The 19,098-nt window shown below is 73.9% G+C and carries 21 protein-coding genes; 13 read left to right on the top strand and 8 right to left on the bottom strand.

Annotation, left to right across the window (positions count from 1 at the left end; all coding sequences use genetic code 11):
• Positions 1-2 precede the first annotated feature (2 nt).
• The 3 genes from rsrA (at position 3) to ABZ452_RS03015 (ending at position 1,422) form a co-directional block, all read left to right on the top strand.
• Entirely contained in the window at positions 3-290 is a 288-nt protein-coding gene (rsrA, locus tag ABZ452_RS03025; protein ID WP_357938352.1) for a mycothiol system anti-sigma-R factor, read from the top strand.
• A gap of 407 nt (positions 291-697) precedes the next feature.
• A complete protein-coding gene (locus ABZ452_RS03020) occupies positions 698-913 on the top strand; it encodes a biotin/lipoyl-binding carrier protein (protein WP_089012714.1) in 216 nt (71 codons plus the stop codon).
• Entirely contained in the window at positions 910-1,422 is a 513-nt protein-coding gene (locus ABZ452_RS03015; protein WP_357938350.1) for a GNAT family N-acetyltransferase, read from the top strand. Before ABZ452_RS03020 ends, ABZ452_RS03015 begins: the two co-directional genes overlap by 4 nt.
• Positions 1,423-1,450: 28 nt before the next feature.
• On the opposite strand, the gene ABZ452_RS03010 is transcribed toward ABZ452_RS03015, so the two are convergent.
• Entirely contained in the window at positions 1,451-2,020 is a 570-nt protein-coding gene (locus tag ABZ452_RS03010; protein ID WP_357938348.1) for a helix-turn-helix domain-containing protein, read from the bottom strand.
• A gap of 113 nt (positions 2,021-2,133) precedes the next feature.
• Here ABZ452_RS03010 and ABZ452_RS03005 point away from each other — a divergent pair, with 113 nt between their 5' ends.
• Positions 2,134-3,720 carry an MDR family MFS transporter gene (locus ABZ452_RS03005; RefSeq protein ID WP_357938346.1) on the top strand — a complete coding sequence of 529 codons (1,587 nt, stop codon included), beginning with the start codon at positions 2,134-2,136 and terminating at the stop codon, positions 3,718-3,720.
• A gap of 59 nt (positions 3,721-3,779) precedes the next feature.
• On the opposite strand, the gene ABZ452_RS03000 is transcribed toward ABZ452_RS03005, so the two are convergent.
• The gene (locus ABZ452_RS03000; RefSeq protein WP_357938344.1) at positions 3,780-5,489 is read right to left on the bottom strand and encodes a tetratricopeptide repeat protein; all 1,710 of its coding nucleotides are present in this window, start codon (positions 5,487-5,489) and stop codon (positions 3,780-3,782) included.
• 184 nt (positions 5,490-5,673) lie between these two features.
• Between ABZ452_RS03000 and ABZ452_RS02995 the strand changes: the two genes are divergently transcribed.
• Together ABZ452_RS02995 and ABZ452_RS02990 are read left to right on the top strand one after the other, a co-directional pair.
• Entirely contained in the window at positions 5,674-6,705 is a 1,032-nt protein-coding gene (locus ABZ452_RS02995) for an SIS domain-containing protein (RefSeq protein WP_357939072.1), read from the top strand.
• Between the two features lie 25 nt (positions 6,706-6,730).
• Entirely contained in the window at positions 6,731-8,278 is a 1,548-nt protein-coding gene (locus ABZ452_RS02990) for a histidine kinase N-terminal domain-containing protein (protein WP_357938342.1), read from the top strand.
• Positions 8,279-8,294: 16 nt separating this feature from the next.
• Here ABZ452_RS02990 and ABZ452_RS02985 read toward each other — a convergent pair whose 3' ends face one another.
• Positions 8,295-9,992, bottom strand: a complete 1,698-nt coding sequence (locus ABZ452_RS02985; RefSeq protein WP_357939070.1) for a glycosyltransferase family 39 protein — start codon at positions 9,990-9,992, stop codon at positions 8,295-8,297.
• A gap of 333 nt (positions 9,993-10,325) precedes the next feature.
• On the opposite strand from ABZ452_RS02985, the gene ABZ452_RS02980 reads away from it, so the two are divergent.
• From ABZ452_RS02980 to ABZ452_RS02965, 4 genes are read left to right on the top strand one after another with little or no spacing between them, the layout of a single operon-like run.
• Entirely contained in the window at positions 10,326-12,038 is a 1,713-nt protein-coding gene (locus ABZ452_RS02980) for a nitrite/sulfite reductase (RefSeq protein ID WP_357938340.1), read from the top strand.
• Positions 12,035-12,193: a hypothetical protein gene (locus tag ABZ452_RS02975; RefSeq protein ID WP_357938337.1), complete on the top strand. Its 159-nt coding sequence runs from the start codon at positions 12,035-12,037 to the stop codon at positions 12,191-12,193. The genes ABZ452_RS02980 and ABZ452_RS02975 overlap by 4 nt, the downstream gene beginning before the upstream one ends.
• A complete protein-coding gene (locus ABZ452_RS02970; protein ID WP_357938335.1) occupies positions 12,190-12,954 on the top strand; it encodes a phosphoadenylyl-sulfate reductase in 765 nt (254 codons plus the stop codon). Before ABZ452_RS02975 ends, ABZ452_RS02970 begins: the two co-directional genes overlap by 4 nt.
• Complete coding sequence (locus tag ABZ452_RS02965; protein WP_357938333.1) at positions 12,936-13,697, top strand: CbiX/SirB N-terminal domain-containing protein; 762 nt, start codon at positions 12,936-12,938, stop codon at positions 13,695-13,697. Before ABZ452_RS02970 ends, ABZ452_RS02965 begins: the two co-directional genes overlap by 19 nt.
• A gap of 113 nt (positions 13,698-13,810) precedes the next feature.
• Here the strand turns inward: ABZ452_RS02965 and ABZ452_RS02960 are convergent, their stop codons facing one another.
• Together ABZ452_RS02960 and ABZ452_RS02955 are read right to left on the bottom strand one after the other, a co-directional pair.
• Positions 13,811-14,068, bottom strand: a complete 258-nt coding sequence (locus ABZ452_RS02960) for a WhiB family transcriptional regulator (RefSeq protein ID WP_088975879.1) — start codon at positions 14,066-14,068, stop codon at positions 13,811-13,813.
• Positions 14,069-14,517: 449 nt separating this feature from the next.
• On the bottom strand, positions 14,518-15,468 hold the full coding sequence (locus tag ABZ452_RS02955) for a diacylglycerol kinase family protein (protein WP_357938331.1): 951 nt from the start codon (positions 15,466-15,468) through the stop codon (positions 14,518-14,520).
• A 43-nt stretch (positions 15,469-15,511) separates the two neighbouring features.
• Between ABZ452_RS02955 and ABZ452_RS02950 the strand changes: the two genes are divergently transcribed.
• Entirely contained in the window at positions 15,512-15,901 is a 390-nt protein-coding gene (locus ABZ452_RS02950) for a hypothetical protein (RefSeq protein WP_357938329.1), read from the top strand.
• Between the two features lie 20 nt (positions 15,902-15,921).
• On the opposite strand, the gene ABZ452_RS02945 is transcribed toward ABZ452_RS02950, so the two are convergent.
• The 3 genes from ABZ452_RS02945 to sodN all read right to left on the bottom strand — a co-directional run bounded on the left by ABZ452_RS02945 (position 15,922) and on the right by sodN (position 17,342).
• On the bottom strand, positions 15,922-16,329 hold the full coding sequence (locus ABZ452_RS02945; protein WP_357938327.1) for an ATP-binding protein: 408 nt from the start codon (positions 16,327-16,329) through the stop codon (positions 15,922-15,924).
• Positions 16,330-16,353: 24 nt separating this feature from the next.
• Complete coding sequence (locus ABZ452_RS02940) at positions 16,354-16,872, bottom strand: GNAT family N-acetyltransferase (protein WP_357939067.1); 519 nt, start codon at positions 16,870-16,872, stop codon at positions 16,354-16,356.
• A 65-nt stretch (positions 16,873-16,937) separates the two neighbouring features.
• The gene (gene sodN, locus ABZ452_RS02935; protein ID WP_151464170.1) at positions 16,938-17,342 is read right to left on the bottom strand and encodes a superoxide dismutase, Ni; all 405 of its coding nucleotides are present in this window, start codon (positions 17,340-17,342) and stop codon (positions 16,938-16,940) included.
• 84 nt (positions 17,343-17,426) lie between these two features.
• Between sodN and ABZ452_RS02930 the strand changes: the two genes are divergently transcribed.
• Positions 17,427-17,771, top strand: coding sequence for a S24 family peptidase (locus tag ABZ452_RS02930; RefSeq protein WP_313718352.1), 345 nt, complete (start codon positions 17,427-17,429; stop codon positions 17,769-17,771).
• A 140-nt stretch (positions 17,772-17,911) separates the two neighbouring features.
• The gene (locus ABZ452_RS02925) at positions 17,912-19,087 is read left to right on the top strand and encodes an NADP-dependent malic enzyme (protein WP_355635328.1); all 1,176 of its coding nucleotides are present in this window, start codon (positions 17,912-17,914) and stop codon (positions 19,085-19,087) included.
• The last annotated feature ends 11 nt before the right edge of the window (positions 19,088-19,098 follow it).

Below are 19,098 nucleotides of genomic sequence, written 5' to 3'. Positions count from 1 at the left end.
CCGTGAGCTGTGGAGAGGCGCACGAGACGGACTGCCGTGAGGTGCTCGCGGAGGTCTACCTCTACCTGGACCTGGAGTGCGGTGAGGAGCGCCGCGTCCTCATCCGGGAACACCTCGAGGAGTGCGGGCCCTGCCTGCACGAGTACGGCATCGAGCAGGAGGTGAAGGCGCTGGTCGCCCGCTGCTGCGGCAACGAGACCGCGCCGGAGCAGTTGCGCGAGCGGCTGCGGGTCCGCCTGAGCGAGCTGGTGGTCTTCGAGACCACCGAGTCCCGCGAGCTGGCCGACTGACGGCAGCGGGCACGAGCTGAACACACCGGTGGCCCGGGTCCCTGCGGACCCGGGCCACCGGTGTGTCCGGCCCCGGAGGGCCGGCGCCGACTCCGATCCGGGGATCAGGAGTTGGGGCGCTTGCCGTGGTTGGCGCCGCTCTTCTTGCGGGCCTTCTTCTTGCGGGCCTTCTTCGCCATGGTGTGCCTCCTTGTGCTGGTCACGGTCCGGCCGCGGGCGAGCGCGGCGGAGGTCGCGTGCCGGTTCCCGGGCGCCGGGAGCCGACCGCGCTGATGCTAGTGCCGACGGCGGTCGCGGGGGACCGGCGGGGGCGGAACCGGCGTGCCGGGCGCGCTGTGCCGGGACGTGAGCGGGCTCATGATTGGATACCGTTCGCAGGAACAGCGGTGGAGAGGGAGGGCCCGGAGATGGCCGAGGAGATCCGCGCCGAGATGGTGGCGAACGTCTGGAAGGTCGTCGCGTCGGCCGGGGACACCGTGTCCGAGGGGGACACGCTGGTGATCCTGGAGTCGATGAAGATGGAGATCCCGGTGATCGCCGAGTCCGACGGCGTGGTGCAGCAGATCGCGGTCAACGAGGGCGACGTCGTGCAGGACGGTGACCTCATCGCGGTGATCGGTTGAGCGGGCTGCGCGTCCGTCGAGCCGAGCCGGCCGACTTCCCGGCGGTGGCCCGCCTGACGGTCGCCGCGTACGAGGCCGACGGGCAGCTCAAGGGCGAGACCGGCTACGCCCCGGTGCTGGCCGACGTGGCCACCCGGGCGGAGACCGGTGAGGTGCTGGTCGCCGTCGACGCGGCCACCGGCGAGGTGGTGGGCGCCGTGACGTTCGTGCTGCCCGGCACCCCGTACGCCGAACTCGCCGGCCCCGGTGAGGCCGAGTTCCGGATGCTCGCGGTCGACCCGGCCGCGCAGGGCCGGGGCGCCGGGGCGGTCCTGGTCGGGGCGTGCGTTGCGCGCGCCACCGAGCTGGGTTGCTCGGGGGTCGTGATCTGCGTACGCAGTGGGATGGCCGCCGTGGCGCAGCGCCTCTACGGGCGGCTGGGCTTCGTGCGGGCGCCGGAGAAGGACTGGGCCCCGCTGCCCGGGGTGGACCTGCTCGGCCTGCGCCTGGACCTGACGCGCCCGGCCTGACCCTGGCCGGCTCCGCCGGCGGCTCCGGTCAGGAGGCGTCGGCGATCTTCGCGAGCAGCTCGTCGGCAACCTCGAGGGCGATCTTCTTGCGCTCCTCGTCGCTGATGCCGGGGGTGCGGACCGCGAACCAGCTGCTGTGCACGGCGAACAGGGTCAGCGTGGCGCGCAGCTGGGCGGCGGGGGAGTCGTCGCCCCGGCACAGCTCGTGCGCCAGCCGCATCATCCGGTCGCGCATCTGCTGACCGGCGGTGAGGCTCTTGAGGACCGTCTGGTTCTGCTCGAAGAACCGCATGACCGTGGGCAGCTCACCGGCGAACATGGCGTCCGCGTACCGGCTCAGCAGCGCGCGCCGGGTCGCCAGCGTGGCCGGCTGGGTGCCGGCCCACTCGATCAGCTCGTCCATCCGGCGCAGCCGGTCGTCGACGAAGCTGCTGACGATCTCGTCCTTGCTCTTGAAGTGGTAGTAGAGGGCGGCCTTGGTCACGCCGAGCCGCTCGGCGATCTCCCGCAGCGAGGTCTTCTCGTACCCCTGCTCGGTGAAGAGCTCCAGCGCGACGGCCTGAATGCGTTGCCGCGTGCCGCCTGTGCTCTCCCTCACCCGTGTTCCCCAATTCGCTTGACGGTTCCTACTGACCAACTTACCGTCCGGCTAGTAAGGTAACTAGCCGGACGGCAAGTAAGTTGGTCACAGATCTTCGGGGGAGCTTACCCATGAGTCAACCAGCCCAGGTGGCGGCGAGGCCCAATGTCCGCGTTGTCCTCTTCGGCCTGATGATCGCGATGATGCTCGCGATGCTCGACAACATGATCGTCAGCACCGCGCTGCCCCGGATCGTCTTCGAGTTCGGCGGGGCGGACCACTTCACCTGGGTGGTCACCGCCTACGTGCTGGGCACCACGGTCTCCACCCCGATCTGGGGCAAGCTCGGCGACCTCTACGGCCGCAAGGCCGTCTTCCTGACCTCGGTGGTCGTCTTCCTGGTCGGCTCGGCGCTGTGCGGCATGTCCGGGTCCGGCATCTTCGGCGGGGTCGACACCGGCATGATCGAGCTGATCGCGTTCCGGGCGGTCCAGGGTCTCGGCGCCGGCGGGCTCATGGTCGGTGTCATGGCGATCATCGGTGACCTGGTCCCGCCCCGCGAGCGGGGTCGCTACCAGGGCATGATCGCCGGCATCATGGCCATCGCCATGGTGGCCGGCCCCCTGGTCGGCGGCTTCATCACCGACCACCTCTCCTGGCGCTGGGCGTTCTACGTCAACCTGCCGCTCGGCGGCGTGGCCCTGCTGGTGCTCGCCACCACCATGCACCTGCCCAAGTACCGCACCGAGCACAAGATCGACTGGCTGGGCGCCGCGCTGCTCTCCGTCGGCATCACCGCGATCGTGCTGGTCACCACGTGGGGCGGCAACGAGTACGACTGGACCTCCCCGCAGATCCTCGGCCTCGCCGCGCTCGCGCTCGTCGCCCTGGTGGCCTTCGGCCTGGTCGAGCGCCGCGCCCCGGAGCCGATCCTGCCGCTGAGCCTGTTCAGCAACCGGAACTTCGCCCTCATCTCGGTCATCGGCTTCCTGCTCGGCTTCGCCATGTTCGGCGCGATGAACTTCCTGCCGCTCTACCAGCAGACCGTGCAGGGCGCCTCGGCCACCAACAGCGGGCTGCTGCTGCTCCCGCTGATGTTCGGCATGCTGGTGGTCTCGCTGGTCGTCGGCCGGACCATCACGAAGACCGGGCGCTACCGGGCCTTCCCGATCGTCGGCGGCGTGGTGATGGCCGCCGGCATGGGCCTGCTGACCCAGCTCGACCTGGGCACCAGCAAGACCGTCTCCTCGCTCTACATGGTCGTGCTCGGCGTCGGCATGGGCTTCCTCATGCAGACCTCGATGCTGATCGCGCAGAACAGCGTGGAGCAGAAGGACCTGGGCGCTGCGAGCGGCGCGGCCACCTTCTTCCGGTCCATCGGCGGCTCGTTCGGCGTCTCGCTCTTCGGCGCGATCTTCGCCAACCGGCTCGCCGACTCCGCCGCCGGTCCGGCCTTCGCGGGCGGCGGCGAGGGCGGCGCCATGAACCTGGAGAAGCTCAAGGAGCTGTCCGGGCCGGTGCGGGAGGTCGTGCTCGGCGCGCTCTCCGACGCCATCTCGCACGTCTTCTTCTGGGCGGTCTTCTTCACCGTGGCGGTCCCGGTGCTCGCCTGGTTCATCAAGGAGGTCCCGCTGCGTTCGGCGAACGAGGCCCCGCCGGCCGACACCACCCCGGAGGAGGAGGCCGAGGCCGCTCTCGGCAGGTCCCCCGTCGCCTGACCCGCCCGCCGCGGCCACGCCGACCCGTCCTCGGGCACGGCGTGGCCGCGTCGTGTGTCTCAGCGGTGGAAGAGGGCGGTGAGGCGGCGCCAGAGGCGGCGCAGGGCGCCGGGCGGGGCCTGCGGCGCCGGGCCGGTGAGCAGGCTGTCGGCCACGGCGCGGGTGGCCGGGTCGAGGTCCGGGGTGGCCAGCGCCAGGTGGGCCAGCGACACCGCGACCGGCACCCGGCGCTCGCGGGCCACGGCCGCCACGTCGGCGAGCCGCTCGGCCACCACCCGGGCCACGTCGGTACGGACGGCCGGATCGACCCAGGCGGCGGTGACCAGGGCGAACAGCGCCGCCTCGGCGACCCAGTCCGCGGCGCCCCAGAGCAGTTCCAGCAGCACGCGGCGCCGGGTCGACTCGGCCCACGGCTCGTCGGTGCGGTGGTGCAGCAGGCCGAGGCAGGCCCAGACCTGCACGGAGCGCACCCAGAGCGACGGGTCCTGCCCGGCGAGCACCTGCCCGAGGGCCGTGGCCGGCGCGGCCGGCGGGTGCACCAGCACGCCCAGCAGGTCGGCGAGGTCCAGGGTGGCCAGTCCCACCGCGGCGTCGTACGCGGCCGGCGGGTGCGGCCAGGCCGGGTGGGCGAGCTGCCGGATCCGTTCCGCCGCCTGGGCCGAGGGGGTGGGCAGGGTGGGCACGGCCACCGTGCCGTCGTACCGCCAGAGCTGGCAGGTGGTGGCCCGGCGGGGTTCGCGCGGGTCCGCGTCGGCCACCTCGGGCGGCCGCGGCGCGTCCGGCGCCGGACCGGCGCCCGGGGTCACCTGGCCGAGCCAGGGGCGGCCGCGGCAGCACTCGGCCAGGTCGCCGTGCTCGTGGGTGTCGTCGGGGTGGTCCCGGACGAAGTCGGCGAGGGCCACCAGGTGGGCCACGTCTCCGTCGCGCTGGAAGCGCAGCCGGTGGGCGGTGTGCACGGCACAGTCGAAGGTCGGGTCCCTGGCCAGGGCGCGGTCGATCCAGCCGAGCGCCTCGTCGAGCCGGCCGTTGTCAGCGAGGGTGCCGGCGATGTCGGCGTAGACGGCCAGGTCGTCGGGGTCGAGGGCGACGGCCCGTTGCAGCGCGGCGAGCGCGTCCCGGGTCCGGCCGGCGCTGCGGTACGCGTACCCGAGCCACACCTCGCCGAGTTTGGTGGGCTGTGCGCGTACCCCTCGGGAGGCCCAGGTGACGGCGAGGGCGACCTCGCCGAGGCGCCGGGCCAGCGCGGACGCCGCGCCCAGCAGCAGCGGGTGGGCCGGGTGCACGGCGACCGCGTTGCGGGCCAGGGTGAGGTACGGGCGCAGCGGGTCGCGCAGCCGGCGGGGGACCGGGTCGGGCGCGGCCGCGCAGACCTGCATGAGGATCCGGGCGGTGCGCTCGGGGTCGAGCCGTTCGGGCAGGTCGGGCGCGGTCACCCAGGGCACGGCGGCCCATTCGGCGGCGGGGGCGTAACCGGTGGCCGCGGCGAGCAGGTCGAGCCCCTCGGCGGGGCGGCCGGCGGCGGCGAGCAGGTGGGCGCGGGCCACCACCGCGCCGACGAAGGCGTGGTGGCCGAGCGGGAAGAGATCCAGGTCGCCGCCGCTGGCGGCGGCGAGCCGGGCGAGCGTCTCGTGCACCTCGGGCAGCGTGGGGGCCCGGACGAGGGCGGCGGCCACATGGTCGGCGGCGTGCCGGAGGTCCCCTTCGGCCAGCGCCAGCCGGGCCAGCGCGAGTTCCTCCTCCGCCGAGAGCGCGGGGTCGTCCTCGGGCACGTCGTCCTCTCGGGTGGTCGGTCCGCCAGCCGGGCAAGCCTAGGGGATCATGCGGCCAGATGGTGATCCACTGCGCACTCCTGCTCGTTCCATTGCTCGCTGTGGCCGAAAGGTGCAAGACTGAGCATCGAACGCGCGGCAATCGCGCAGGAGGGGGTCTTCCGTGACGCGTCCAGGGGCCGGGATGGCCGCCGACATCGACGAGCAGCCGGCCGGCTACGACCGCCTGCTCTCCGCCGAGCACGCCGGGGCGATCGCCCGGGTCGCGGCGGTGATCGCCGAGCGCCGGCCCCGCCACGTGGTCTTCACCGCCCGGGGCACCTCCGACCACGCGGCGCTCTACGCGGCCTACCTCACCGAGATCCGGCTCGGCCTGCCCGCCGGGCTCGCCTCGCCCAGCACCGTCACCGTCTTCGGCGCCCGGCCCGACCTCTCCGACGCCCTGGTGGTCGGGGTCAGCCAGAGCGGCGGCTCGCCCGACCTGGCCGAGGTGCTGCGGGTGGCCCGGGAATCCGGCGCGCTCACCCTGGCCGTGACCAACAACCCCGACTCGCGCCTGGTGGGCACCGCCGAGCTGAGCGTGGACATCGCCGCCGGGCACGAGCGGGCCGTCGCCGCCACCAAGACCTACACCGCCGAGCTGCTCGCGCTGCTCATGCTCGTCGAGGGGGTACGCGCCGGCGACGGCGTGCTCCCCGCCGAGGAGCGGGAGGCCCTGGCCCGCCTGCCCGAGCTGGCCGAGCGCACCCTGTCCGACGCCACCCCGGCCCAGCTCGCCCCGCGCTACCGGTTCGCCGGCCAGCTCGTCACCACCGGCCGGGGCTACGCGTACCCGACGGCCCGCGAGGCGGCGCTGAAGCTGATGGAGACCTCCTACCTGCCGGCGCTCGCCTTCTCCGGCGCCGACCTGCTGCACGGCCCGCTCGCCATGACCGACCCCGACGTGCCGGTGCTCGCCGTGGTCGGGTCCGGTCCCGGCGGGCGCTCGATGCGCGAGGTGCTGCCCCGGCTCGGCGAGCGCCGCGCCGACGTCGTGGTGGTCGGCTCCGCCGACGTCGAGGCGACCGCCCGGATGGCCGTGCCCGAGGTCGACGAGCGGTACGCGCCGCTGCTCGACATCCTGCCGCTCCAGCGGCTCGCCCTGGCCCTGGCCCTGGCCCGGGGCGAGGACCCGGACGCCCCGCGCGGGTTGAAGAAGGTCACGGCGACGATGTGAGGCCCGGCGTGGCACGCTGTTCAGCGTGTCCACCCTCCGTGACCTCGCCGAGGAGCACACCACGCTCCGGCCGGCCGACATCGACCACCTGCACCGGATCGCCGGCGACTGGCAGCTCCTCTCCGACCTGTCCTTCGCCGACCTGCTGCTCTGGGTGCCGGTCGACGGCGACGGCACGTTCCTCTGCGTGGCCCAGGTCCGCCCGACGACCGCGCCGACCGCGTACCTGGACGACCAGGTCGGCCGGATCGTCGGCGGGCCCGAGGTGGCGCACCTGGAGGTCGCCCTCCGGCAGGGCCGGATCTGGCGGGAGGGCGACCCGGTCTGGTACGGCGACGTGCCCGCGCGGCACGAGGCCATCCCGGTGCGGCTGCGCACCGCCGACGGGGAGTCCGGCGAGGTCGTGGCGGTGGTGGGCCGGGACACCAACCTCTCCACCGCGCGCACGCCCAGCCAGCTCGAACTCAACTACCTGACCACCGCCGACGACCTGGCGCAGATGATCGCCGACGGCACCTTCCCGCCGCACCGGCACCCGGGGGAGACCACCTCGGCGCCCCGGGTCGGTGACGGCCTGGTCCGGCTCGACGCCAACGGCAAGGTCACCTACGCCAGCCCCAACGCGCAGTCCGCGTACCGCCGGCTGGGCTACGCCTCGCATCTGGTGGGGGAGGACCTGGCCAAGCTGCACCGCCGGCTCGCGAGCGATCCGCTCGAAGGCACCGACGCGGCGAACGCCGTGCTCGCCGCCCTGCGTGGCGACGCTCCGCCCCGGCGGGAGATCGACGCCCGGGGCGCCACCATGCTCACCCGGGCCCTGCCGCTGATGCCCGCGGGCGTGCCGATCGGCGCGTTGGTCCTGGTCCGCGACATCACCGAGGTACGCCGCCGCGACCGCGCCCTCATCACCAAGGACGCCACCATCCGGGAGATCCACCACCGGGTGAAGAACAACCTCCAGACCGTCGCCGCGCTGCTCCGCCTCCAGGCCCGCCGGGTGTCCATGCCCGAGGCCCGGGTCGCCCTGGAGGAGTCGGTACGCCGGGTCGCCTCCATCGCGCTGGTCCACGAGACGCTCTCCCTGTCCAGCGACGAGGCGGTCGAGTTCGACGGCATCGTCGACCGGGTGGCCAGCGCGGCCACCGAGGTGGCGGCCACCGAGGTGTCCGTCGGCATGCGCCGCCGGGGCAGTTTCGGCGTGCTGCCCGCCGAGATCGCCACCTCGCTGGTGATGGTCCTCAACGAACTGCTGCTCAACGCCGTCGAGCACGGCTTCCCGCCGGCCGGCGAGGAGGGTGCGCCCGGGCCGGAGGGCGCGCCGGAGCCGGCCGTGGTGGTCTCCGTGCACCGGTTCCGCAAGCAACTGCACGTCTCGGTCACCGACAACGGCCGGGGGCTGCCCGAGCAGTTCGACGCCGAGAAGGGCGCCAACCTCGGCCTCCAGATCGTCCGGGCCCTGGTCACCGGCGAGCTGCGCGGCACCATCGAGCTGCGCAACGGGGCCGAGGGTGGCACCGAGGCCGTGCTGGTGGTCCCCCTGGCCCGCGGCACCGCCGACCGCCTCACCGGCTGACCCGCCCGTACCTGGGTCACCGGGTGAGCAGGGCGACCGTGAGGCCGGGGCGGGGCCACACCTGGCGGGCCGTGAACGCGCCGCGCAGGGCGTCGCCCTTGGCGCCGGGCACCGCCGCCAGCGGATCGGCGCGCCGGCCGGTGACCACCAGCCAGACCCGGTCCACGCCGGCCAGGCACTCCGCCGGGCGGTCGCACTCGGCCGCCCAGAGGTCCGCGCGCTGCGGCTGGTCGCGCACCACCAGCACGTCGCGCGGCCGCCGCGCCCCCAGGTGGTACGCCAGCCCGAGGTCCGGGAAGAGCCAGCTGTCCCGGGGCGAGTAGACGATGGCGTCACCCGGCTGCTGCCGGTCGGCGACGATCCGGGCCACGCCCGCGTAGTCCACGGGGGCGCTCCGCGGCCACTCGTGGGTCCGCCGCAGCGCCGCCTGGTCGGGCAGTCCGAGCAGGCCGGCCAGGGTGACCACGGCCAGCGCCGGCGCCAGCCGTACGCCGGCCAGCGCCGCCCCGGCCAGCAGGCAGGCGAACGGCACCGTGAAGATGAGGTACCGGGTCACCCAGAGCGGCACCGCCGTGCCGGCGGCGAACAGCAGCAGCACCGGCAGCAGGACGGCGGCCCCGGGCAGCAGCGCGCGCCGGCCGAGCCGGGCCGCCCCCAGCGCGGCGAGGCCGACGAGCAGGCCGCCGACCACTCCGCTCTGCGCCAGCGCGCCGGGCAGGGCGGCCAGGTCGTCGACGCGGACCAGGCGTACCCAGTCGAGCTGGCGGCCGCGCTGGCCCCGGGCCACCAGCACCAGCGGGGCGACCAGCACGACCGCCGGCAGCACCGCCACCAGCCACCGCCAGAACAGGCCCCGACCCGCCGCGCCGGCCTCCCGCCCTCCGGTGCCCGGGGCATCCTCTCGCGCTCTGGCGTCGGGGGCGTCCTCGCGCGCTCTGGCGTCGGGGGCGTCTTCGCGCGCTCCGGCGTCGGGGGCGTCTTCGCGCGCTCTGGTGTCGGGGGCGTCTTCGCGCGCTCTGGCGTCGGGGGCGTTCTCCGGCGCTCTGGTGTCGCGGGTGGGGTCCGAGCCGTCGGGTGACGGCTCCAGGCCGGCCGCCCGCCGGCCCCGCACGGCCGCCAGCAGCACCACCAGGGCGTGTGCGGCGAGCAGGGTGAGGGCGATCAGGTGGAACAGCCCGAGCGCGGCGACGGCCACGGCGTACCCGGCCCAGCGCCGCCAATCCGGCCGACGCAGCGCCCCGACCAGCAGCAGCGTGGCGAGGACGGCGAACAGGGTGGCCGGCGCGTACGGGCGGGCCTCCTGGCCGTACCGGGAGGTGGCCGGCAGCACGGCGAGGAGCAGCCCGGCGAGCAGCCCGGCCCGCGGGCCGACCAGTTGCGCGCCGAGCCGGGCGGTGAGCGCGGCCGCACCGGCCATGGCCAGCGCGGACGGCAGCCGCAGCGCCGTCGGCGAGGTCCCGGCGAGCGCGGTCCAGCCGTGCATGAGCAGGTAGTACGGCCCGGTGGCGGCGTCGATCGTGCCGGCCAGCCGGACCAGGTCGGGGACCGGCCGGGTGGCGGCGCTCCAGGTCGCCAGCTCGTCCCGCCAGGGCTGCGCGTGCCCGATCCCGGCGAGCGTGACCGCCAGCGTGAGCAGGCCGGGGATCGCCCAGACCAGCCAACCCCGACGGTCGCGGGACCGTGCGGACTCGGCGGGCGGGGTCACATCCCGCAGCGTCACACAACGGAACCGCCCGCCGGGCCGGTAAGCCGATCCGCGCGCTGCCCGTGATGTGGGATCACACACTCGGTCATTGGCCGGTCATCGACGGCTGTGGGAGCATGTGGCTTATGACCGCCGCTGTCATCCGCCGCTTCGTGGCCCGTCGCCACGTCGATTACGGCCGCGTCCGCAGCGCGATCTGTCCGGCCCACTGACGACGCCCGACCCATCCGTCTCGGGCGCGTTCCGCGCCGGCCGTCATCGACATCGCCGTCCTCGGCCCTCATCCAGGGCCGGCCGCCGCGTCCGCGCTTTCAGGCACAGCAGACAACGGAGGACGCCGCGATGGCGGTCAGCAGCACCACCACGACCCGGCCCGACACCCCGGCGCCGGCCGCCCGGGCCCCCCGGCGGCCGCGCGGTGAGGGGCAGTGGGCGCTCGGGCACCGCGAGCCGCTCAACCCCAACGAGCGGATCAAGAAGGACGACGACCCGCTGAACGTGCGGGCCCGGATCGAGAACATCTACGCGCACCGGGGTTTCGCCTCGATCGACCCGCAGGACCTGCGGGGCCGGTTCCGCTGGTGGGGCCTCTACACCCAGCGCCGGGCGGGCATCGACGGCGGGCGCACGGCCGTGCTGGAGCCGCACGAGCTGGAGGACGAGTTCTTCATGCTCCGCGTGCGGGTGGACGGCGGTGAGCTGAGCCTGGCCCAGCTCCGGGTCGTCGCGGACATCTCCCGGGAGTTCGCCCGGGACACCGCCGACATCACCGACCGGCAGAACATCCAGTACCACTGGATCCGGGTCGAGGACATGCCGGAGATCTGGCGGCGACTGGAGGCGGTCGGCCTGCAGACCACCGAGGCGTGCGGCGACTGCCCCCGGGTGGTGCTGGGCAGCCCGGTCGCCGGTGTGGCCCGGGACGAGGTGCTCGACCCGACGCCCGCCGTCGACGAGATCGTCCGCCGGTACGTCGGCGACAAGGCGTACTCCAACCTGCCCCGCAAGTTCAAGACCTCGATCTCCTGGCTGGTCGACACCCCGTACGAGGCGAACGACATCGCCTTCCTCGGCGTCGAGCACCCCGACCACGGTCCCGGCTTCGACGTCTGGGTGGGCGGCGGGCTGTCCACCAACCCGATGCTGGCCAAGCGCCTCGGCGTCTGGGTGCCGCTGGCCGAGGTGCCGGACGTCTGGGCCGGGGTGGTCGGCATCTTCCGCGACTACGGCTACCGGCGGCTGCGCAACCGGGCGCGGCTGAAGTTCCTGGTCGCCGACTGGGGCGTGGCGAAGTTCCGCGAGGTGCTGGAGAAGGAGTACCTGGGCCGGGCGCTGCTCGACGGCCCGGCCGCCACGCTGCCGGCGAAGCCGGTCGACCACATCGGCGTGCACCCGCAGCGCGACGGCGGCAACTATGTGGGCGCCGCCCCGGTGGTGGGCCGGGTCTCCGGCACCCAGCTCGCCCGGCTCGCCGATGTGGCCGAGGCGCACGGCAGCGGCCGGGTGCGGCTCACCCCGTACCAGAAGCTGCTGGTGCTGGACGTGGCGCCGGAGCGGACCGACTCGCTGGTGGCGGAGCTGCGTGGGATCGGCCTGGAGGCCCGGCCGTCGGCCTGGCGGCGCGGCACCATGGCCTGCACCGGCATCGAGTTCTGCAAGCTCGCCATCGTCGAGACGAAGCGGCGCGGCGAGGAGCTGGTGGCCCGGCTGGAGGAGCGGCTGCGCGACTTCGACGCCGACATCTCCATCCACCTCAACGGCTGCCCGAACGCCTGCGCCCGCACGCAGGTGGCCGACATCGGCCTGAAGGGCCAGCTCGTCGTGGGCCCGGACGGCCGGCAGGTGGAGGGCTTCCAGGTGCACCTCGGCGGCGGCCTGGGCATGGCCGCGGGGCAGACCGCCGGTTTCGGCCGCAAGCTGCGCGGCCTGAAGACCACCGCGGACGAGCTTCCGGAGTACGTGGAACGGCTGGCCCGCCGCTACCTGGCCGGCCGGAGCGAGGGCGAGAGCTTCGCCAACTGGGTGATCAGGGTCGACGAGGAGGAATTGCGATGAGCGATGCCCGATCTGCGCCTCTCTACTGCCCCTACTGCGGGGAGGAGGACCTGCGGCCGCACGAGGCCGGGCACGGCGCCTGGGAGTGCCACGCCTGCGCCCGGGTCTTCACGGTGAAGTTCACCGGCCTGCTGGGCCGGGCGGTGGCCCGATGAGCGCCCTGCCCTCCGCCGCCGGCCTGGGCCTGGTCGGCGTCGGCGGGCCGGCCCCGGCGGATCCGGCCCGGCGTGACCCGGAGGAGCTGCGTGCGCTGGCCGAGCGGGCCGGCCGTGAGCTGGAGGGCGCGCCCGCGCTGGAGATCGCCCGGTGGGCCGCCGAGACCTTCGGCGACCGGTTCTGCGTGACCAGCTCGATGGCCGACGGGGTGTTGGCCCACCTCGTCTCCCGGGTGGCCCCCGGGGTCGACGTGGTCTTCCTGGACACCGGCCTGCACTTCCCGGAGACGCTCAAGGTCCGCGACGAGGTGGCCCGGCGGCTGCCCGTGAACGTGCGCTCGATCCGCCCCCGGATGACCGTGGGCCAGCAGGACGGCCAGTACGGCCCGCGGCTGTTCAACCGGTCCCCGGATGACTGCTGCCAGCTGCGCAAGGTGGAGCCGCTGGAGCGGGCGCTGGCCGGGTACGACGCCTGGGCCGCCGGGCTGCGCCGCGACGAGTCGCCGACCCGGGCCAACACGCCGGTGGTGGCCTTCGACGCGCGGCGCGGCAAGGTCAAGGTCAACCCGATCGCGGCGTGGAGCCAGCGGGATGTGGACGCCTACATCGCCCGCTACGACATCCCGGTCAACGAGCTGTTCGCCCGGGGCTACGGCTCGATCGGCTGCTGGCCGTGCACCCGCCGCACCAGGGCGGGGGAGGACCCGCGGGCGGGCCGCTGGGCGATGTTCGAGAAGACCGAGTGCGGCCTGCACACCTGACCGCCGAGCCGCCGGTGGTGCTGGTCGCGCACGGCAGCCGGGACCCGCGGGCGGCGGCGGCGACCCGGGCGCTGGCCCGGGCCGTGGCGGCCGCCCGTCCGGGCGTCGCGGTGCTGCCGAGCTGGCTGGATCACACCGACCCCGGTCCCGCCGCGGTGCTGCGGGACCTGGCCGCTGCCGGTCACACCCGGGCGGTGCTGGTGCCGCTGCTGCTGACCGCCGCGTACCACCGGAAGGTCGACGTCCCGGCGGCGGTGGCGGCGGCCCGCGCGGGTGGCGCGGACATCGAGGTACGGGTGACCGACGTGTTGGGCCCGGCGGACGGGGTGGTGGACGCCCGGCTGCTGGCGGGGCTGCGCCGGCGGCTGGCCGAGGCGGAGCCGGGTGGCTTCGACGGCGTGGTGCTGGCGGCGGCGGGCACCCGGGATCCGCGGGCGCGGGGTTCGGTGGGGCGGGTCGCCGCCGCGCTCGGCGCCGAGCTGGGCGTGCCCTGCCAGGTGTCGTACGCCTCGGCGGCGCCCCCGGGGGCCGGGGTCGCGGTGTCCCGGCTGCGCGCGGCGGGCGCCCGCCGGGTGGCCGTGGCCGCCTACTTCCTGGCCCCGGGCCTGTTCCACGACGCGGTCCGCGCGACGGCGGAGCGGGCCGGCGCGGTGGCGGTCGCCGATCCGCTGACCGACCTGCCCGAACTCGCCGACCTGGTGCTGCGTCGGGTCGACGCCGTGCCGGTCGCCGGCGCGGTGTGACGCGGGCCGCCTTCATGATCAGCCGGCGCGGTGGCGGGGTAGTGGGGAGTCATGTGCCCGGACAGCAGAACGCCCCGGCCGGGATCCGGCCGGGGCGTGCGCGTGCGTGCGAATCAGGCGGAGTGAGCGCGCAGCACCCGGAGCCCGCCGCGGCGCTTGACCGCGCGGCGCTCCTCCTCGCTCATCCCGCCCCAGACGCCGGCGTCCTGACCGGACTCCAGCGCCCACTGGAGGCAGTGGTCGGTCACCGGGCAGCGCCGGCAGACGGCCTTGGCCTGCTCCACCTGCAGGAGGGCCGGGCCGGACGTCCCGATCGGGAAGAACAGCTCCGGGTCCTCGTCGCGGCAGACGGCATCGTGGCGCCAGTCCATGGCGGCAACACTCCTCATTCTCAAATGGGTGGCCAGATTACGCTTCGTTGCTATTCCTATATGCGTCCGCATTGCCGATCGGTGACGGTCAGCATCCATCAATTCGGCGCTGCGTGAGCAGGCTTGCGATCCCCGTGGACCTGCTGGAACAGCTCAACCTGCCGAGCATATCCAGGCAATGTCCCGGTAACACGACTTCGCTTGTGAATACTTTCACGAACTGTCGCGATGTCAAGGGTGACGCTCGGAAAAACTCCGAACAGTGAGCGGGCTCACCACCCTTTTGTCCGGGTTTCAGAGCGCTCTGGTTACCCGGCGTGCCACAGTCGAGGATCAATATAGTACGGTCTGCGTGACGTTGCTGACATTTCCGGCACCTTTCCTCGGTGTGGCGGCCCCCGCGCGAAGCGGTGCGGTGGCCCGCGTCAACCGACGGCAGTACCCGAGACCTAGCAGATTACTCTCAGTGCGGCAGGGATGGATGCGAATCTGACTTTTTCCCGCTCGCCGAGGTAGTCGCCGTCCAGCTGGAAGGCCAGCGGACGGGCCGAGAGCAGGGTGAACTCCGCCACGTCGTGCAGCCGGAGCACCCGCCGGCCGTGCGGATCCGGCTCCCGAGCGAAGAACTGGGTGACCGTGCGTGCCGTGCTGGCCACCTTGAGCTGCCGCATCGCGAGCACGTCCAGCCCGAGGTCGAACGACGCCTCCGGGTTCGGGTTGATCTCCCGGTCGCCCAGATAGGTCCACGGCGCGGTGTTCTGGATGATGACCGTTCCCAGGTCGGTCTCGGCGGCCTCACCCGGGCGCTCCAGCGAGATCGACGGGTGTCGCCGGTCCGAGGCGAGGAAGTACTGGCTCACCGTGGACCGGAAGTAGAGCGCCGGCGTGGACACCCGGCCCCGCTTGCGGGCCCGCTCGACCCGCTGGATGACGGCCGCGTCGATGCCGAAGCCCGCGCAGAAGGTGAAGTAGCGGTCGTCCGCCCGGCCCAGCCCGATGGTGCGGGAGCGGCCCAGCCGCAGCCCCTCCAGGATCATGCTGGTCCCGTCCGGCCACTCCCGCGGCAGGCCGAGGGCCCGCGCGAAGACGTTGGTCGACCCACCCGGGACGGTGGCCAGCGCCGGCAGCCGCTCCGCCGTGGTGCGCCCGGTGCGGAAGGTCGGCGGCTCGGCGGCCATCAGGCCGTTCACCACCTCGTTGACCGTGCCGTCGCCGCCGAGCGTCACCACCAGGTCCACGCCCTCCTGGGCGGCCTCCCGCGCCAGGTCCATGGCGTGACCCCGGCGGCGGGTGTACCGCACCGACAGGTCGACTTCGCTGCGCAACGCCCGGACCAGCACGTCCCGGCTGCGCTCGCTGGTGGTGGTGGCCTTCGGATTGACCACCAGGACGGCGCGCATGGGCGGCACTGTACCGCGCCTACCCACGGGTATCGTGTCGCGCGTGACGATCGACTCCGGGCCGGTCCCCGGCACGCTCCGCACGGCGGTGCTCCTGCTGCGCGCCGAGGCCGTGGCGCTCGGCCTGGTCGCGGCATGGCTGGTCTGGTCCGACCTGACGGCGCGCACCACCCACCTGACCTCGGCGCTGCTCGTGACCGCGTTCGCGATCGCCGGGGCGGCCGCGCTCTGGGCGCTCGGCACCGCGCTGGGCCGCCGCCGGTCCGGGGCCCGGGCGCCGGCCATCGTGCTCCAGCTCATGCTGCTGCCGATCGGCTGGTACATGATCCAGGGCGGCCTCGGCTGGCTGGGAGTGCCGCTCATGGTGCTCGGCCTCGGCGTCACCGGCCTGCTGGTCAGCACGCCGACCAACCGGGCGCTCGGCTTCGACTGACGCCGCGCCGGCCGGACCGGTCAGTAGCCGGAGGCGCGGCGGGTGAGCAGGGAGATGGTGGCCCGGCCGTCCGCGGCCCGGGCGCTCGCCGCCGTGGTCAGCGCGGTGAGCACCTTCCAGGCGAAGGACGACTCCGAGGGGAGCGTGGCGCCCCGCACGGTCGGCACGGTCACCTCGACCGTGAGCGCGTCATCGGTGACCGCGAAGCGGCACTCCAGCTCGGCGTCACGGGTGGCGATCGCGAGCAGCATGGCGCACGCCTCGTCGACGGCGATGCGCAGGTCCTCGATCTCGTCGAGGGCGAACTGGAGCCGCGCCGCGAGACCGGCGGTGGCGGTGCGCAGCACGCCCAGGTAGCCGCCGTCGGCGGGCACCGTGAGGTGCACGACGTCGTCGTCCGTCGTCGGCTGGCCGGTCAGTTGAGTCACGCCTCATCCCCCCGGTGCGGGACTCTACCCGGTCAGGCGTCCGTCCGCGTGGGGGCGACCGTCGGCCTGTGCCGCGAGATCGTGCAGAGCCGTCCCGGCCAGCCGGTACGGCACCCACTCGTCCATCGGGGCGGCGCCGATCGCGGCGTAGAAACGGGCGGCCGGGTTCCAGTTGATCATCCACCACTCGAGCCGCCGGTAGCCGCGCTCGACGCAGATCGCGGCGAGGGTCGCGAGCAGCCGCCGGCCCGCGCCGGTGCCACGGGCGGCCGGCCGGACGTACAGGTCCTCGAGGTAGATGCCGTGCACGCCCTCCCAGGTGGAGAAGTTGAGGAACCAGAGGGCGAAGCCGATCGGCTGGCCGGCGGGATCGACCGCGACGTGCCCGAACAGCGCCGGTGCCGGACTACGACTACTCCAGCTCGGCGCGTCTGACGCCGCGCCGCGACCTGGAGCAGTCGCGAAGAGCGCCCTCGTGAGCTGCTCCTCGGTGAGGTGGCACTGCTCGGGGGCGCGCTCGTAGTCGGCGAGTTCGTGCACCATCGCGACGACGGCCGGCACGTCCTCGGGACGCGCCGGCCGGATCGTCGGTGCCTGGGCGGGCAGGCTCACGCCTGCTTGGTCTCCCAGAAGATCTTGGCGATCTCGTCGATCTTCTGCAGCAGCTGGTCGGCGACGGCCGGGTCCATGCTGCCCTTGGCGCCGGCCGAGCCGGCGAGCTTGGTGGTCTCGTTGAACAGCTGGTGCAGGTGCGGGTACTTCTCGAAGTGCTGCGGCTTGAAGTAGTCGGTCCAGAGCACCCACAGGTGGTGCTTGACCAGGTCCGCCCGCTGCTCCTTGATCAGGATGGCGCGCGTGCGGTACTCCGGGTCGGTGTTGGCCTGGTACTTCTCGCAGATCATTTTGACCGACTCGGCCTCGATCCGGGCCTGCGCCGGGTCGTAGACGCCGCACGGCAGGTCGCAGTGGGCGCTGGCGGTCACACGGGGCGTAAGGATGCGGGGAAGGCGCATCAGGGTCCTCCATGGGATGTTTGCGATGATCCAAGACGACACTACTCCTGGAGATGCTCCCCGGCGGGCGGGAGGTGAAACCCCATGGGTGCGGTGGATCACCGGCTGCGCGGGCCGTTGGTGCCGGTCCTCGTCACCGGCCCCTCCATGGCCCCGACGCTGCGGCACGGCGACGCCGTGCTGGTGCGGACCGGGGGCCGGCCGGTACGCCCCGGCGACGTGGTGGTGGCGGTCTTCCGCAGCCGCCCCGACCTGCTCGTGGTCAAGCGCGCGGTTCGCCGGCAGGACGGCGGTTGGTGGCTGCGCGGCGACAACGACCTGGTCACCGACGACTCCCGGGCGTACGGGGTGGCCGACGTGCGGGGGCGGGTGGTCCTCCGGTACTGGCCGCGTCCCGGGCGGGTCACCGGCGGACCGCGTCGGATATGACCCCGATCACACCCTGGTGCGGCATGCCTGACTATGCTCGGAAAGTGCCCGGGTGACCCCCCGCACCGCCGCCCCGCTGGCCGCTGACCACGCGTGCCGAGCCGGCCGGTCCGTCTGCTCGACAGATCCTGGAGTCACCGATGCCTACGTCCACCCCGGACCCCGCTGATCCCGTTTTCCGGCTGCACCTCGGCGGCAAGATGGCCGTCGCCTCGACCGTGCCGCTCACCAGCCGGGAGGACCTCTCCCTCGCGTACACCCCGGGTGTGGCCCGGGTCTGCGAGGCGATCGCCGCCGACCCCGACCTGGCCGACGACTACACCTGGGTGTCGCACACCGTCGCCGTGGTCACCGACGGTTCCGCCGTGCTCGGCCTCGGCAACATCGGCCCGCGTGCGGCGCTGCCGGTGATGGAGGGCAAGGCGGTGCTGTTCAAGCAGTTCGCGGGCGTGGACGCCGTACCGGTCTGCCTGGACACGCAGGACGTGGACGAGATCGTGGCGACGGTGCGGGCGCTGGCCCCCTCGTTCGGCGGGATCAACCTGGAGGACATCAGCGCCCCGCGTTGCTTCGAGGTGGAGCGCCGGCTGGACGAGGCGCTCTCCATCCCGGTCTTCCACGACGACCAGCACGGCACCGCCATCGTGGTGCTGGCCGCCCTGCGCAACGCCGCCACCCTGCTCAACCGCAAGCTGGGCGACCTGCGGGTGGCGGTCAGCGGGGCCGGCGCCGCCGGCGTGGCCGTGACGAAGATGCTGGTCGCCGGGGGCGTCAACCCGGACCAGGTGGTCGTCTGCGACTCCAAGGGCATCATCGGCCGGCACCGCGAGCTGACCGGGACCAAGGCCGAACTGGCCGAGACCACCAACGCCGACGGGCGGCAGGGCGACATCACCGAGGCGCTGCGCGGCGCGGACGTCCTGGTCGGCGTCTCCGGCGGGCAGATCCCCGAGGCGGCGGTGGCCGGCATGGCGCCGGGCGGCATCGTCTTCGCGCTGGCCAACCCCACCCCGGAGGTGCACCCCGAGGTGGCTGCCCGGCACGTGGCCGTCGTCGCCACCGGGCGCAGCGACTACCCCAACCAGATCAACAACGTGCTCGCCTTTCCCGGCGTGTTCCGGGGCGCGCTGGACGCCCGGGCCACCCGGATCACCGACGGGATGAAGGTGGCCGCGGCCGACGCCATCGCCAACGTGGTGGCCGAGTCGCTGACGCCGGAGGCGATCGTGCCGTCCCCGCTCGACCCGCGGGTCGCCCCCGCGGTCGCCGAGGCGGTGGCCGAGGCGGCACGCCGCGACGGGGTCGCCCGGCGCTGAACGTCGCGGAA

Origin of the sequence: Micromonospora sp. NPDC005707 (assembly GCF_040631005.1) — a bacterium.
Lineage (GTDB): Bacteria > Actinomycetota > Actinomycetes > Mycobacteriales > Micromonosporaceae > Micromonospora.
The sequence above is the reverse complement of the archived record's forward strand: the minus strand, read 5'-3'. Positions and strand labels throughout refer to the sequence as shown.